Source organism: Butyrivibrio hungatei, assembly GCF_001858005.1.
Taxonomy (GTDB): Bacteria; Bacillota; Clostridia; order Lachnospirales; family Lachnospiraceae; genus Butyrivibrio; species Butyrivibrio hungatei.
In genome coordinates this window covers 1215254-1230301 of record NZ_CP017831.1, presented here as the reverse complement: position 1 = coordinate 1230301, position 15048 = coordinate 1215254, and the positions used below count along the sequence as shown (strand labels likewise).

Sequence of the window (15048 nt, the reverse complement as noted above, 5' to 3'; positions counted from 1 at the left end):
ATTATACACAATCGCCCTATGGATAGTAAATATCCATAGGGCGATTGAAGTTATTATTCTCAGTTATCAAATTACTGGAAGTTTGTAATAAGAACAATGATTCTTGCTACGAAGAGTACAAATACTCCCCACATGATAGGACTAACGTCCTTCGCCTTCTTTGTAGCAACCTTAAGAACTACCCAAGCAAGTACTGCAAACATGATACCTGTAGCGATTGAATATGCAAGAGGCATCATAACTACTGCAAGGTAAGCACCAACTGCATCTGCAATATCTCCATCAAACTTAACCTTAGAGATACTCATAAGCATAAGCATACCAACATAGATAAGAGCTGGAGCTGTAGCAAATGAAGGAATTGCAAGGAAGATTGGGCTAAGCACGATTGAAACAAGGAACATGCAACCTGTTGTGAAAGCTGTAAGTCCTGTTCTACCACCTGCTGCAACTCCTGCACTTGACTCTACGAAACTTGTTACTGTTGATGTACCAAGAAGCGCACCTGCTGTTGTACCAACAGCATCTGCAATAAATACCTGACCAACTCTTGGAAGATTTCCATCTTTATCAAGAAGTCCAGCCTTATCAGCTACGCCTACAACAGTTCCAACTGTATCAAAGAGATCTACATACAGGAAGCTGAATGTGATAGCAATGAACTGAATAAGGTGTGAGAATGCCCATCCAAAGTTAAGTTTGAACGCTGTCTCAGTAATTCCACTTAGCTGAAGTCCATTTGAGAAATCTGGGAAAAGATTTGCTGCAGTATATGCACCACATGCCTGAAGGATCATACCAATGATCCAGATGCTGATGATACCGATAAGAACACCACCAGTTACATTGTAGTGAACAAGAACAGCGATGATGATAAGTCCGATAAGTGCAAGGTCCATATCAAGATCTGAGAAACTGCCAAGTCCTACGATCGTAGCATCATTTGCTACGATAATGTGAGCATTCTGCATACCGATGAATGCAATGAAAAGACCAATCCCAGCTGAGATACCATACTTAAGGTTCTGTGGAATGCTGTTAATGATCTGCTCACGGAACTTGAAGAATGAAAGAATAATGAAAATGATACCCTCTACAAATACTGCTGTAAGAGCGATTGTAAATGGATTTGCCTCATTTGCAAGCTCGCCAAGGCATACTGTGTATGCAAAGTAAGCGTTAAGTCCAAGGCCTGCTGAAAGACCGATAGGATAGTTTGCAAGAAAAGCCATTACGAAAGTTGCAATTGCTGATGCAAGGGCTGTAGCAACAAATACACCGCTTGCGTTCATTACTGTTCCCAGGATATTAGGGTTAACGGCAAGAATATAAGCCATTGTAAGGAATGTAGTAAGTCCCGCCAATACCTCCTGTTTAACAGTAGTCCCGTGTTCTTTGAGTTTGAAACACTTCTCCAACATCTTTTTTTCCTCTCCTTTGAAAAAAAACATTTATATTGTTATTAACACTAAAGACTTATCTGTTGAGGATACGTCCCACAGTGTACACAACCTCATATATATTGTCATAAAACTCAAACAACACATGTGCCATAACAGATATATAAATATTCTTGGTAGCAATATACGCGATAGTCACCGGAAGAGCCATGATGACCCACTCTAAGATCCCCAAAGGGCCATGTGCTCTTGTGAGTGCGCATAATACCAGGCTGATAAGCGTAAATATAACTGTCTGTGACTTACTATCAAAAGAAATGAGAGCCTTTCTGAAGAAAAACTCTTCAGCTACAGGCTTCATAACTATCATCATAAGTGCATAAAAAAATGTAGGGATAAGATCGTTGTGAACAATAATACTAACTGTGCCCTCTTCCAGATAAAAGGAAAAGTTCATAGATAAATATTCTCTTAGCTGACTTGCAAGGAAAAGACCTACCCAAGTAAGTATGACCGGAATCCAGAACTTAACTGGTCTTCCAAAATTCTTATATAATTTTCTGAATGAGAATTGTTTGTAAATGAAATAGAAATATATCAGTAGTCCTAAATAAAACCCAAAGAATAAGTGAAAGGCCTGTTTAGGCAGTAAAAATGTCGCTATAACAAAAGCCAATTCCCAAATTAATGGTAAATATAAACGTTTCAAAGCACTCTCCTTTGTTTATTAAAGAAATACTCCATATATTATAAATATATGCGTTATATAGGTCAATCCTCTTTTACATATTAAATGTATCATGCTAAAATGTTTTGTCAGACAAAGAAAAATGGAGTTAAATTATGATCTTATCAGTACATAATCTATGTAAATCATTCGATGGAAAAGATATTTTAAAGAATGCCTCTTTCCATATTGAAAATAACGAAAAAGCTGCAATAGTCGGTATCAACGGTGCAGGAAAGACTACACTTATCAAGATGATAATAGGTGAGCTATCTCCTGATGACGGAGAAGTTACCTTCTCAAAGGGCATCACCTGGGGGTATCTTGCTCAGAATCAGAATATCGATACTACAAACTCTATCATGGACGAGCTTACAGAGGTTAAAAGAGACATCATAGAGCTGGAAAAGAGTATCCGTGAAGCTGAAGAAGCCATGAAACATGTATCAGGCGATGAGCTCACAGATCTCATGAACAGATATACCCAGATGAACGAGAAATTCCAGAGAGAATCCGGATATGCGTGGAAAAGTGAAGTTCTTGGAGTAGCTAAGGGTCTTGGCTTTACAGAAGAGGAATTTGACAAAAAGATAAGTAACCTCTCAGGTGGCCAGAAAACCAGAGTTTGTCTTGGTAAGCTTCTGCTACAAAAGCCTGACCTTATCATCCTTGATGAGCCTACAAACCACCTTGATATGAACTCTATCAGATGGCTTGAGAACTATCTTCTAAACTACAAAGGATCTGTTCTTATCGTATCTCACGACAGATACTTTCTTGATAAGATAGCTGGCAAGATCATTGAAGTTGAAAATACAAAGGTCAGCTCTTTTACCGGCAATTACAGTACCTACGCAGTAAAAAAAGAACAGGTACGCGCCACACAGTGGCACGCTTACATGAAACAGCAGCAGGAAATCAAGCATCAGGAAGAAGTTATTGCAAAGCTTAAGAGCTTCAACAGAGAAAAGTCCATTAAGCGTGCTGAGAGCCGTGAAAAGATGCTTGATAAGATAGAGGTTCTTGATAAGCCTATCACTATCGACGACAGGATGAAGATATCCTTAAAGCCAATCTGTGAAAGCGCAAATGATGTCCTTAGTGTAGAGGGCATCAGCAAATCCTTTGGTAATGAAAAACTCTTTTCTGATATAAGCTTTGAGATCAAAAAAGGCGAACATGTAGCCATCATAGGTGACAACGGAACCGGCAAGACTACAATGCTCAAGATGATAAATGGTGTAGAGTCCCTTGATGGAGGCAAGATCGAACTAGGCGTTAAGGTTCACATCGGCTACTACGATCAGGAGCATCATGTTCTCCATGATGAAAAAACTCTTTTTGAAGAAATTTCGGATGCATATCCAACTCTTAACAACACAGAGATCAGAAATACTCTTGCTGCTTTCCTGTTTACAGGAGACGATGTGTTTAAGAGGATCGGTGATCTTTCAGGTGGAGAAAAAGGCAGAGTCAGCCTTGCCAAGCTCATGCTTTCAGATGCAAACTTCCTGATCCTCGATGAGCCTACAAACCACCTTGATATCACAAGTAAGGAGATCCTGGAAACAGCAATCTCCGGTTATGAGGGAACTGTCCTTTATGTAAGCCATGACAGATACTTTATAAACAAGACAGCCACAAGGATTCTGGATCTCACCCACGGAACTGTTGTAAACTATATCGGTAACTACGATTACTATATGGAGCACGCTGATGAGCAGAATAACAGACTGTTTGGAGAAAGCGCAGATCTAAGCGGATCCTCTCTTGCATCTGGCAGCTTTAAGTATGAATCATCTAATATTTCAGCTACTCCTACCCCAGTAGCTACTACTACAAATGCAGGTGCTGCTGACTGGAAAGCCCAAAAAGAAGAACAGGCAAAAAAACGTAAGCAGGAAGCTGCTCTTAAGAAATGTGAAGAAGAAATTGCAAAGCTTGAAGCTAGAGACTCAGAGATAAATGAACTTCTGGCAGATCCTTCAATCGGAACCGATCTGGCTAAGCTTCGTAAACTTTCAGATGAACAGGCAGAAATACAAGACAGATTATCAACTCTCTATGATGAGTGGGAAACATTATCAATGTAAAAAAGAGTAGCCAATTGGCTACTCTTTTAATTTACTTATTAAACTCCTCGGCTATTGCATCCAGGAACTCTTCACTTCCAAGCTTGACCGGATCTGGCAGCGTTGTGATAAGAGCAAGATCTCCAGTCATACGACCTGACTCGATAACTGATAATGTTGCCTTTTCCATCTTGTCAGCCCATGTACAAAGCTCTTTTATTCCATCAAGCTCTCCTCTCTTTCTGAGGGCTCCAGTCCAGGCAAAGATCGTAGCTACCGGATTGGTTGATGTTGGTTCTCCCTTAAGGTACTTGTAATAATGTCTCTGAACAGTACCATGAGCAGCTTCATACTCGTAAACGCCTGTTGGTGAAACAAGTACTGAAGTCATCATAGCAAGTGAACCAAAGGCTGATGATACCATATCACTCATAACATCACCATCATAGTTCTTGCAGGCCCAGATAAATCCGCCCTTTGACTTCATTACTCTTGCAACTGCGTCATCTATAAGTGTGTAGAAGTATGTGATACCAGTCTTTTCAAATTCTTCTTTGAACTCTGTCTCAAATACTTCGTCAAAGATCTCTCTAAATCTTCTATCGTATGTCTTGCTGATAGTATCCTTTGTTCCAAGCCAAAGTTCTTTTTTCTCAGAAAGAGCATATTTGAAACAGGCTCTTGCAAAGCTCTTTATAGATGAATCCTTGTTATGGATACCCTGAATGATACCAGGCTCATCAAATTCATGAATAGTCTCTCTAACTTCAGTTCCATCAGCTCCTGTAAATACAAGCTCTGCCTTACCAGGGCCTGGAACTCTGATCTCAACGTTCTTATAAACATCGCCATAAGCGTGACGTGCAAGTGTAATAGGACTTGTCCATGTGCGAACATTTGGCTCTATTCCCTTTACCATGATAGGAGTACGAAAAACAGTTCCATCAAGAATAGCTCTGATAGTACCATTTGGACTCTTCCACATCTTCTTGAGTCCGTATTCCTTAACTCTCTCATTGTTAGGAGTTATGGTTGCGCACTTAACAGCAACTCCATATTTTAAAGTAGCATTGGCACTGTCTACAGTTACCTGATCATCAGTCTCATCTCTATGCTTGAGACCAAGATCATAATACTCACTCTTAAGGTCGATATAAGGCAGGATAAGCTTATCTTTGATCATCTGCCATAAAACTCTGGTCATCTCATCGCCATCCATCTCGACGATAGGGGTTGTCATGTTGATCTTACTCATACTCCAAGGCTCCTTTGTGAATAATGATTAGTCGAACATTTCCAAGAGTCCCTTATCCACCATATTCTCATAGGCATTGATCATATGCTGATTAGCAAGTTCTTCTGCCTTATCCGGATTCTTTTCCTTGATCGCTTCCATGATGAATTTGTGCTCTACGTTGGAAACTGCTCCTCTACTGCTAGAAAGAGTCTTTTGTCTAACTCTCCAAACGTACTGATGATAATCCTTGAGAAGATGCTCAAGCATCTTGGAATTACATGATTCGTATAATATGTTGTGGAATCTGTTATCAAGCTCAGCCATCTGCTCCATATGTCCTCTGGCAGCATGGAACTCAGCAAGATAAATATTCTCTTCCATCTCCTCAAGTTGTTCCTCTGTAATGTTGTCGCAAGCCCATCTTGCGCAGAGACCTTCAAGCTTGGATCTGATCATATAGATATCTTCGATATCCTTGACCTTGATTCCAGTGACATAAGCTCCTCTGTTAGGAATTATCTGAATAAGACCTTCAAGCTCAAGCTGTCTGAAAGCCTCTCTTACAGGAGTTCTGCTGACTCCAAGTTCCTGACCGATAGCTACTTCTTTGAGCTCTTCATGGTCCTTGTATTTGCCGTTTAATATATCTTCTCTGATCCTGTGGAATACACGCCCTCTCAGAGAATACTTGTCTGTAACTTCCTGTTTTAAATCCTGATTTTCCATGTCTCTCCTTCAGTCTTTAAGAAACTGCTACAATCTCTCCCTCTTTGACAACAATTCCAAGCTCTTTGCTGACACTTTTTATCTCACTTACAAGCTCTTTATCAGTCATTACTGTAACTCTTCCATTAGCATACTCGTTATCAACCCACTCTTTTATCTTGGTTACAAGTGGTGATGACTTAGAAAGAGCATGCTCATCCTTAAGCTTGTAATGGATATTGATCCAATGAGCTATACCTGCAAGTCCAGATGTATTAGATACTGCACTTACTGGTGGCCTTCTAAGGAATTTGTCTGTATCAAAAATGTTATAAATCTCTTCATTTTTCAAAAGACCATCTGCATGAATTCCAGCTCTTGTAACATTGAAATTCTTGCCTACAAATGGTGTGTTAGCTGGTACTGTAAAGCCAATCTCTTTTTCGTAGTACTCTGCAAGATCTGTGATGACTGTAGTATCCATACCATCCAAAGTACCTTTTAATTGGGCATATTCAAATACCATAGCTTCAAGTGGCGTGTTACCTGTTCTCTCTCCGATACCAAACAATGAAGTATTAACGGAAGAACATCCATAAAGCCACGCTGTTGTCGAATTTGTAACAGCCTTATAAAAATCATTATGACCGTGCCATTCTATGAGTTCGCTTGGTACACCTGCGTTTGTGTTGATCGCATAGATGATACCCTGAACACTTCGTGGAATAACTGCACCTGAGAAGTTTACTCCATATCCCATAGTATCGCAAGCACGAATTTTGACCGGAATGCCATATTCATCCTTGAGCTTCATAAGTTCTACGCAAAATGGAACTACAAAGCCGTAAATATCTGCTCTTGTAATATCCTCAAGATGACATCTTGGGCTGATTCCTTCCTCAAGGCAGGAACGTACAATACTAAGATAATGCTCAAGTGCCTGTTTTCTGGTCATCTTAAGTTTCAAGAAAATGTGATAATCAGAGCAGGATACCAGGATTCCTGTTTCCTTCATTCCGATCTCTTTTACCAGCTTGAAATCCTCTTCACTTGCGCGGATCCAACTGGTAACCTCAGGGAACTCATATCCCCTCTCCATGCATTTATAAACTGCATCTCTGTCGCTCTTACTATAAAGAAAGAACTCACTTTGCCTGATCATGCCATTTGGACCACCAAGCTTATGAAGCATATCAAAAATATCTACTATCTGTTTGGTAGTATATGGTGCTCTGGACTGCTGTCCATCTCTGAAAGTGGTATCTGTTATCCAGATATCCTTTGGCATGTTATGTGGAACGATTCTGTCGTTAAAAGGAATCTTAGGAACTTCCTCATAGGGAAACATATTTCTGAATACGTTAGGTTTTTTGACATCATCAAGAATATACATGTGCTCTTCGATCTGGAGCAGATTATTCTTGTTGTTCATGGTTACAGGTCGATTCTGAAATGCCGATACTTCGCTCATAATTATTTCCTCACCTATGATAACAATGACTTTGCGTATAATTGTATACAATCATACCAACAAAGTCAAGGAATAAAATTTAATAAGCTAATTGATTAAAGCGATAAAGAATCTTGTTGTATGCAAGCATCCATTCGCTTGCTGGTCTTGTGCAACAAAAAAGAGTGAGTCCTAAAACTCACTCTTAAAAACTGCTTTTCCTTGTAAAATACTTCTTTATCTCTTCTATTGGCTCTGGTTTGGCATAATGATAACCCTGAACATACTCAAATCCATGATCAACACTATACTGATTCTGACATTCATCTTCTACACCTTCAACCAGCGTAACAAAGCCGTTCTTTTTGAAAACTTCTATCATATAAGTAACGATATCGTCCATCTTGTCATCATCTAGCGCCTTATACAAAAGAGTCTTATCAAACTTTATAGTCTTAAACGGACAGTTCATAACCCTTTCTAATGATGAATAGCCTGTTCCAAAATCGTCCAGATAGAACTGGATTCCCTGCTTTGTAAGCTCCTGCATATTTCTGGTGGCAATATCATAATCCTCAAACATTGCTGATTCAGTAACTTCCAGCCTTATATTTGATGGATCAAAATCGTACTGTCCGATGATCTCCATAAGGTCGTCAAACATGTTAGCCTGAGACAGCTCTTTTGATGAAACATTTATAGAAATAGCATCAAAATCATAGTAATCCTCAATTATGCTGATCTCCTTGCAGACCTTTGTAAGCATGATGCAGGTCAGAACATGTATAGCTCCCATCTGCTCAGCAATAGATATGAAGCTGTCCGGGTAAATAATCCTGTCACCAACTTTAAGTCTCATAAGAGCCTCAGCAACTCTAAAGGTTCCAGTTCCTACGCTGTAAATCGGCTGAGCATAGACAACAACTCTTTCGTCATCCATATCCTGCCTTGCTTTTATGTCTTTTAACACCTTGGATATCTCATAATGCTCTGCAAAATCATCATAGTCCTTAGGCTCAGTCACATAGAAATGACTGCTGTTCTGCTCTTCAAATCTGCGTCCTACAAATGCAAAGAACTGTCTGACCTTTAATACATTGTCTAATTCAGGTATTACCTTACCTGCAACCAAAGAATAATTGAATGGAATGTCCATATTGACCTTGGCTGCCTCAAATACGCCGCGAAGCCTGTCTATGTACTCAAGAGCAGTTTCGTCATCCACATCCTCGATGACATTTATATAATTCTCATCATCTAACTTGTAGATCCTTATCTTGTCACTGATGGCTTCGATATTTCTAAAGATTGCCGTTCCTTTGTATATCATTCCATTATCAATATTGATGATGTTCTCAATATCAGGCATCTTCAGATATGCACATGCCATATAGATATTCTTTTTTCCAAGATATTTATCCAAATGCACGTCCAAAGCATACTTACTCTGACAGCCTGTGATCTCATCATATGGAATACAGTGGAACAGGAAAAATCCAATAGCCATCACCGGCACGTAAGTTGTTGATGAAAAGATAAAATGGCTGGTTCTTACTGTAATAAACTGAGTTATGAGGATCACCATGTCTAAAGGTACAAAAATACATACTGAATGCCAGATCAGTCTGCTGATATCCTTTTTGTTGTTGACTGTGGCAATAAAGCAGGCCACAGCACAGACCATACCAGCTGCAATGTAGTACCTTACAAAGTGCGTAATATCAATCCCATTGACTTCAAAGGAATACAGGCCACTTGCTGCCATCTCAAAAATAATACCAAGCACATAGATTATAGAAAGAACTATATAAAGAGTAATGAATTCTTTCCTCTGGCTGCGCCTCACAATAGACATCATATTCACATAAGCAAATATACAAAACAAAATACCGTTATATGTGATCAAAAATGCAATAAGCAAAAACGCAAAAACATACTTATTATAGAAATCCTCCGGATTATTAGCTACCATCACGATGGTCATCTGAAGCATCGATGCAATTATAGCTAATATGGTACCGCCCAAAATATACCTATATCCGTAAGTCTTTTTGGGCTCCGTATAAAACATCACAAAAAGCAGGAGCTCCGCCATCAGAAGTCCTGCTACTTCACCTATATAGTTATACTGTAAAAATCCCTCGATCATATTTTTATATTAACACAAAAGGGCCAAGACCATACACAAAAATTTGTAAAAACCCCTCCGTTTTACCGGAGGGGTTCCAATTATTCTTCGGCGTTTGCTGCCGCAACTTTTTCAGCTCTTTCTGTAACTTCTTTGTTCTGGACATCAGATGGTGCCTGCTCATATCTGATGAATTCATATTCGTATTCGCCGCTACCACCTGTCATGGAACGAAGCTGTGTGTTGTAACCGTAAAGCTCCATCATAGGAATTTCTGCTTCGATGACCTGCTTGCCTGTAAGGGAAGGATTCATTCCAAGAACTCGTCCTCTTCTCTTATTGAGATCACCCATTACATCACCAGTGTAGCTGTCCGGAACTGTAACTTTAAGTGAAGCTATAGGTTCAAGAAGTACTGGTGTTGCATCCATGAAGCCCTTCTTGAAGGCGTTGGATGCTGCAACCTTGAAGGCCATTTCTGAAGAATCAACTGGATGGTAAGATCCATCATAAAGAACTGCCTTAACACCAACTACAGGATAAGCTGCAAGAGGGCCTCTTAGAACTGACTCTGCAATACCCTTTTCTACAGCCGGGAAGAAGTTCTTTGGAACTGCTCCTCCTACTACTTCCTGATCAAATACGTAAGGAGTTGTAGGATCACCTGATGGTTCGAAACGCATCTTAACGTGTCCATACTGGCCATGTCCACCTGTCTGCTTCTTGTACTTGTATTCTACATCAGAGTTTTTTCTGATAGTCTCTCTGAATGCTACCTTTGGCTTAGTAAGATCGATTGCAACCTTGTATACGTTCTGGAGCTTACTCTGAACAACTTCAAGATGCATATCACCCATACCATAAAGAAGTGTTTGACGGTTCTCGGAATCATTGACAACTCTTATGGTCTGATCCTCAGCAGCTATCTTGGCAAGTGACTGAGCAATCTTGTCGATATCACTCTTATTCTGTGCATGATATCTCATTGCTGTGTATGGCTGTGAGATATCCATCTTAGCGTACTGGATAGGTGTAGCCTTTGTTGAAAGAGTATCACCTGTAGCAACATCAAGCTTCTGAAGAGCACCAAGGTCTCCGGCATGAAGCTCAGGAACTTCAGTTGTCTTGTTGCCCTGAAGAACATAAAGTTTACCGATCTTAACCTCCATGTCTTTTCCTGCAACAAACATCATATCATCTGGTTTTAAGACACCTGAACGAACCTTGATAAGTGAATACTTACCAATGAATGGATCGATCATTGTCTTAAATACGAAGGCTGTCTTTGGCTTTGAGAAATCAAAGTCAGCTTCGAAGATCTCATTAGTATTAGTATTGATACCAGCCATTTTACGATTTTCAGGGCTAGGCATATACTTAACGATATCATCAAGAAGTGTGTAAATACCCTGGCAAAGAGTACTTGAACCCATCTCGATAGGTACGATGGTTCCGTCACAAACATTACCACGTACAGCAGCTCTGATCTCAGCTTCTGAGAATGTATCACCATTAAAGTATCTATCCATAAACTCTTCTGATGTCTCAGCAACTGATTCTAATAGAGTATCACGGAAAAGTTTAAGGTTTGCCTGGTTGTAATCAGGAACCTCACATTCCACAACCTCTTTTCCTTCCCACTTAAAGCCCTTTTCCTGGATAACATTTACATATCCAACAAACTTCTCATTCTCACGGATAGGCAAATTGAAAGGAGCCATCTTCTTTCCATACTTGTCGGTCATATCCTGTACAACCTGTCTGTATGAAACAGTATCAATATCCATATCAGAAACAAATACCATACGAGGGATCTTATACTTTTCGCAAAGTTCCCATGCCTTCTCTGTTCCTACCTCGATACCAGCCTTACCTGAAACAACGATAATAGCGGCATCTGCAACACTTATTGCTTCTTCTACTTCACCAACAAAATCAAAGAATCCAGGAGTATCCAGAATATTGATCTTGTGACCATCCCACTCGAGAGGGATTGAAGAGGTGCTGATAGAAAACTGGCGCTTCTGCTCTTCTTTATCGAAGTCACTTATAGTGTTACCATCTTCTACCTTCCCCATTCTTGATGTAAGTCCGGCAAGATAAGCCATCGCCTCTGCTAATGTTGTCTTACCAGCGCCACCATGTCCAAGCAGTACCACGTTTCTAATCTTGTCAGTTGTGTAAACGTTCATATCTTGTCCTCCAGTCGCTTTAATTTGGGTAAAATGTATGAGATATGATACAGGTCCCCAAAAAACTTATAAGTACATTTTACTAAAATACGTGCATCAAAACAAGTATTGTAGTTTATTTTGCACAAACAATTGTGAATTCTTTGTTTCCTGCCTTAATATTGATTTTCGTACATTAAAGTGTTATAGTGAATATCTAGAACATAAGCTTTTTAGGGGGTTCTTCAAAAATGTCTTTTAAAAGATTTGGATTTATAGGCCTTGGACTGATCGGCGGCTCCATCGCAAGAGCTATAAAAGATACTCAGCCCGATTCCTATATCCTTGCATATACACCACATAAAGAGACTGTAGACACAGCTCATGAAGCAGGTATTGTAGATAAGCCTCTTTATGAAATTGGAAGTGACTTTAACAGCTGCGACATCATCTTTTTGTGCGCTCCTGTTGAGATTAACAATGAAAATCTCGAGAAGCTAAGGCCATTTTTAAGCGCAGATACTCTTATAACCGACATTGGCAGTGTAAAGAACGGTATCCATGAGAAGGTAAAAGAGCTGGGACTTGAAAAACAGTTCATCGGCGGACATCCAATGGCTGGAACAGAGCGTATCGGCTTTAACAATTCAAAGGCCAGTCTCTTGGAAAATGCTTACTACATTCTCACAAAGACTGATGATACTGATGAAACCAAGCTTTCAGAATACAGAGACCTGGTCAAGAATATTGGTGCGATTCCTATCATTGTTCCATTTTTGCAGCACGACTATATAACTGCAGCCATAAGCCACGTTCCTCACGTGATCTCAGCTTCACTTGTAAATCTGGTTCACGACAACGACTCAGAGGATCAGCTTATGAAAACTATTGCAGCAGGCGGTTTTAAAGACATCACCAGAATTTCCTCTTCTTCGCCTGTTATGTGGCAGCAGATCTGCACCACAAACTCTTTTAACATTTCAGAACTGCTTAGTAAATACATAGATTCGCTCTATGATATCAAACTTGCCATAGATGAACACGATGAAGAAAAGCTCCTTGAATTCTTTGGAAATGCCAGAAACTACCGTGAGTCCTTTGCAGAGACTTCAAGTGGTCCTATTCCTCAGCAGTTCACAATTCATGTAGATATTGCGGACAAGCCGGGAAATCTCGCCAAGATAGCAACTCTTTTATCAGATCATTCTATAAACATCAAGAACATTGGAATCGTACACAATCGTGAATATGAGCGAGGCACACTTCGCATAGAATTTCACAACAGTCAGGGCAAGACAGATGCTCATAAAGTACTGACAGACAACGGGTACACTATTCAAAACAGCTAATACCGGAGGATATTATGATCTCATTATTAAAAGCTCCTCACCCACTAAAGGGTAATGTTTATGTTCCAGGAGATAAGTCAATATCTCACAGAAGCATAATGTTTGGCGCTCTTGCCAAAGGCACAACAGAAATAACAGGCTTTCTTGAAAGTGCAGACTGTCTGTCCACAATTGACTGTTTTAGAAGGCTTGGTGTCCACATTGACCATACCATAAGGCCTACAAATGGCGTTCCCAAGATCACTGTTCACGGAAATGGTCTTCATGGCCTTACTGCTCCATCAAGAACTCTTTTTACCGGAAACAGCGGAACTACCACCAGGCTCATGTCAGGCATCCTGGCTGCGCAGCCCTTTGACTGCAATATCACAGGTGATTCATCAATTGAGAAAAGACCTATGAAAAGAATCATCGAGCCCCTCACCCAGATGGGAGCTGATATCAGTTCCATCATGGGAAATGACTGTGCTCCTCTTCACATAAACGGTGGCAAGAAGCTCCACGGCATAAACTACAGAAGTAAAGTAGCTTCAGCTCAGGTTAAATCCTGTATTCTCCTTGCAGGTCTCTACTCCGAGGGAGATACAGTTGTATACGAACCAGCGCTTTCCAGAAATCACTCAGAGATCATGCTCTCTGCTTTTGGCGCAGATATTCACAACGAAATCGCAAGAGATGGCAGTGCAGCTGCTATCCTGCACCCTGGCACAGAGCTTAGAGGCATGAACATAAATGTCCCAGGCGACATCTCTTCTGCCGCCTTCTTCATTGCCGCTGCCCTTGTAGTTCCTGGATCAGAGCTTGTTATTAAGAACGTTGGAATAAATGAGACAAGAGCCGGAATCATCACTATCTTCAAACAGATGGGCGCTGATATTACTCTTGAGAACATCAAAAAAGACGGCGAGCCTACAGCAGACATCGTTGTAAAATACAGTGAGCTTCACGGAAATCAAAATGGAATCTTTGAGATCGGAGGCAAGGATATCCCTACTCTCATAGATGAGATTCCAGTAATTGCCGTAGTTGCCGCTACCGGTGACTTTGAGACCATTATCAAGGATGCTGGAGAATTAAAAGTAAAAGAGTCTAACAGAATTGACTCAGTTGTAGAAAACTTAAAGGCTATGGGCTGCGATATCGAAGCAACTGACGACGGAATGGTGATTCACGGTGGCAAGCCTCTCCAGGGAGCTGATATAAACTCATATAATGATCATCGTCTTGCCATGAGTTTTGCTATTGCTTCACTTGCCGCAAATGGAACCACAAGGATCCTTGATGAAAGCTGCGTAAATATCTCATATCCTACTTTTTTTAACGACCTGCAAAGCCTTATCTAAGCATTTTTTATATTGATAAATTTATTATTAAATTCCTTTTTTCGGCGACATTATTAATATTTTTTTGATAAAATATATTTGTCATTCAAAATATCAAAAAGCAGAAAGAAGGGATGTATCAAATGGCTGATAGATCAGATTTAATTAACCAGCTTGCTGCTTCTATGGGAGCAGGCGATTTTGCGCAGACCAAATATGAAGAATCTCGCTATGATCCGGAGACTGGTACCCTTTATTGCAAAGGTATGGCTATTTCAGGAAGTGTAGCGGAGAAAGCCATCAAGCATTTTGAAGTTCTTGAAAAGAAATGTGATCTTGATGATCCTAATTCAAGACAGATGGCCATGATCTACAGATGCGCCTCTGAATCCATCAAGATGATGCAAAATCCAAGAGTTATGGAAACTATCCGCAAGGAAGCTGAAAATAATACATTATTTAACGACTAAAAATATGGACATGACCA

The 15048-nt window shown here is 40.1% G+C and carries 11 protein-coding genes; 4 read left to right on the top strand and 7 right to left on the bottom strand.

The genetic code is table 11. The features are described 5' to 3' along the window. Positions 1 to 71: 71 nt before the first annotated feature. Both bhn_RS05930 and bhn_RS05925 read right to left on the bottom strand, forming a co-directional pair. The gene (locus bhn_RS05930; RefSeq protein WP_330393248.1) at positions 72 to 1421 is read right to left on the bottom strand and encodes an NCS2 family permease; all 1350 of its coding nucleotides are present in this window, start codon (positions 1419 to 1421) and stop codon (positions 72 to 74) included. 55 nt (positions 1422 to 1476) lie between these two features. Next, positions 1477 to 1857: a CPBP family intramembrane glutamic endopeptidase gene (locus bhn_RS05925; RefSeq protein ID WP_071175828.1), complete on the bottom strand. Its 381-nt coding sequence runs from the start codon at positions 1855 to 1857 to the stop codon at positions 1477 to 1479. Positions 1858 to 2243: 386 nt separating this feature from the next. Here bhn_RS05925 and bhn_RS05920 point away from each other — a divergent pair, with 386 nt between their 5' ends. Further along, positions 2244 to 4220, top strand: coding sequence for an ABC-F family ATP-binding cassette domain-containing protein (locus bhn_RS05920; protein ID WP_071175827.1), 1977 nt, complete (start codon positions 2244 to 2246; stop codon positions 4218 to 4220). A gap of 31 nt (positions 4221 to 4251) precedes the next feature. On the opposite strand, the gene bhn_RS05915 is transcribed toward bhn_RS05920, so the two are convergent. The 5 genes from bhn_RS05915 to bhn_RS05895 form a co-directional block, all read right to left on the bottom strand. Further along, a complete protein-coding gene (locus tag bhn_RS05915) occupies positions 4252 to 5454 on the bottom strand; it encodes an NADP-dependent isocitrate dehydrogenase (protein ID WP_071175826.1) in 1203 nt (400 codons plus the stop codon). A gap of 27 nt (positions 5455 to 5481) precedes the next feature. Beyond that, positions 5482 to 6162 (bottom strand): GntR family transcriptional regulator, encoded by a 681-nt coding sequence (locus bhn_RS05910; RefSeq protein ID WP_071175825.1) that lies wholly within the window; start codon positions 6160 to 6162, stop codon positions 5482 to 5484. 16 nt (positions 6163 to 6178) lie between these two features. Further along, complete coding sequence (locus tag bhn_RS05905) at positions 6179 to 7612, bottom strand: hypothetical protein (protein WP_071175824.1); 1434 nt, start codon at positions 7610 to 7612, stop codon at positions 6179 to 6181. A gap of 184 nt (positions 7613 to 7796) precedes the next feature. Further along, positions 7797 to 9740 (bottom strand): EAL domain-containing protein, encoded by a 1944-nt coding sequence (locus bhn_RS05900; RefSeq protein ID WP_083385775.1) that lies wholly within the window; start codon positions 9738 to 9740, stop codon positions 7797 to 7799. Positions 9741 to 9820: 80 nt separating this feature from the next. Beyond that, the gene (locus bhn_RS05895) at positions 9821 to 11911 is read right to left on the bottom strand and encodes an elongation factor G (RefSeq protein ID WP_071175822.1); all 2091 of its coding nucleotides are present in this window, start codon (positions 11909 to 11911) and stop codon (positions 9821 to 9823) included. 230 nt (positions 11912 to 12141) lie between these two features. On the opposite strand from bhn_RS05895, the gene bhn_RS05890 reads away from it, so the two are divergent. From bhn_RS05890 to bhn_RS05880, 3 genes are all read left to right on the top strand, one after another. Next, entirely contained in the window at positions 12142 to 13239 is a 1098-nt protein-coding gene (locus tag bhn_RS05890; RefSeq protein ID WP_071175821.1) for a prephenate dehydrogenase, read from the top strand. Between the two features lie 14 nt (positions 13240 to 13253). Then, the gene (gene aroA / locus bhn_RS05885) at positions 13254 to 14582 is read left to right on the top strand and encodes a 3-phosphoshikimate 1-carboxyvinyltransferase (protein ID WP_071175820.1); all 1329 of its coding nucleotides are present in this window, start codon (positions 13254 to 13256) and stop codon (positions 14580 to 14582) included. Between the two features lie 122 nt (positions 14583 to 14704). Then, on the top strand, positions 14705 to 15031 hold the full coding sequence (locus bhn_RS05880) for a hypothetical protein (RefSeq protein ID WP_071175819.1): 327 nt from the start codon (positions 14705 to 14707) through the stop codon (positions 15029 to 15031). Positions 15032 to 15048 lie beyond the last annotated feature (17 nt).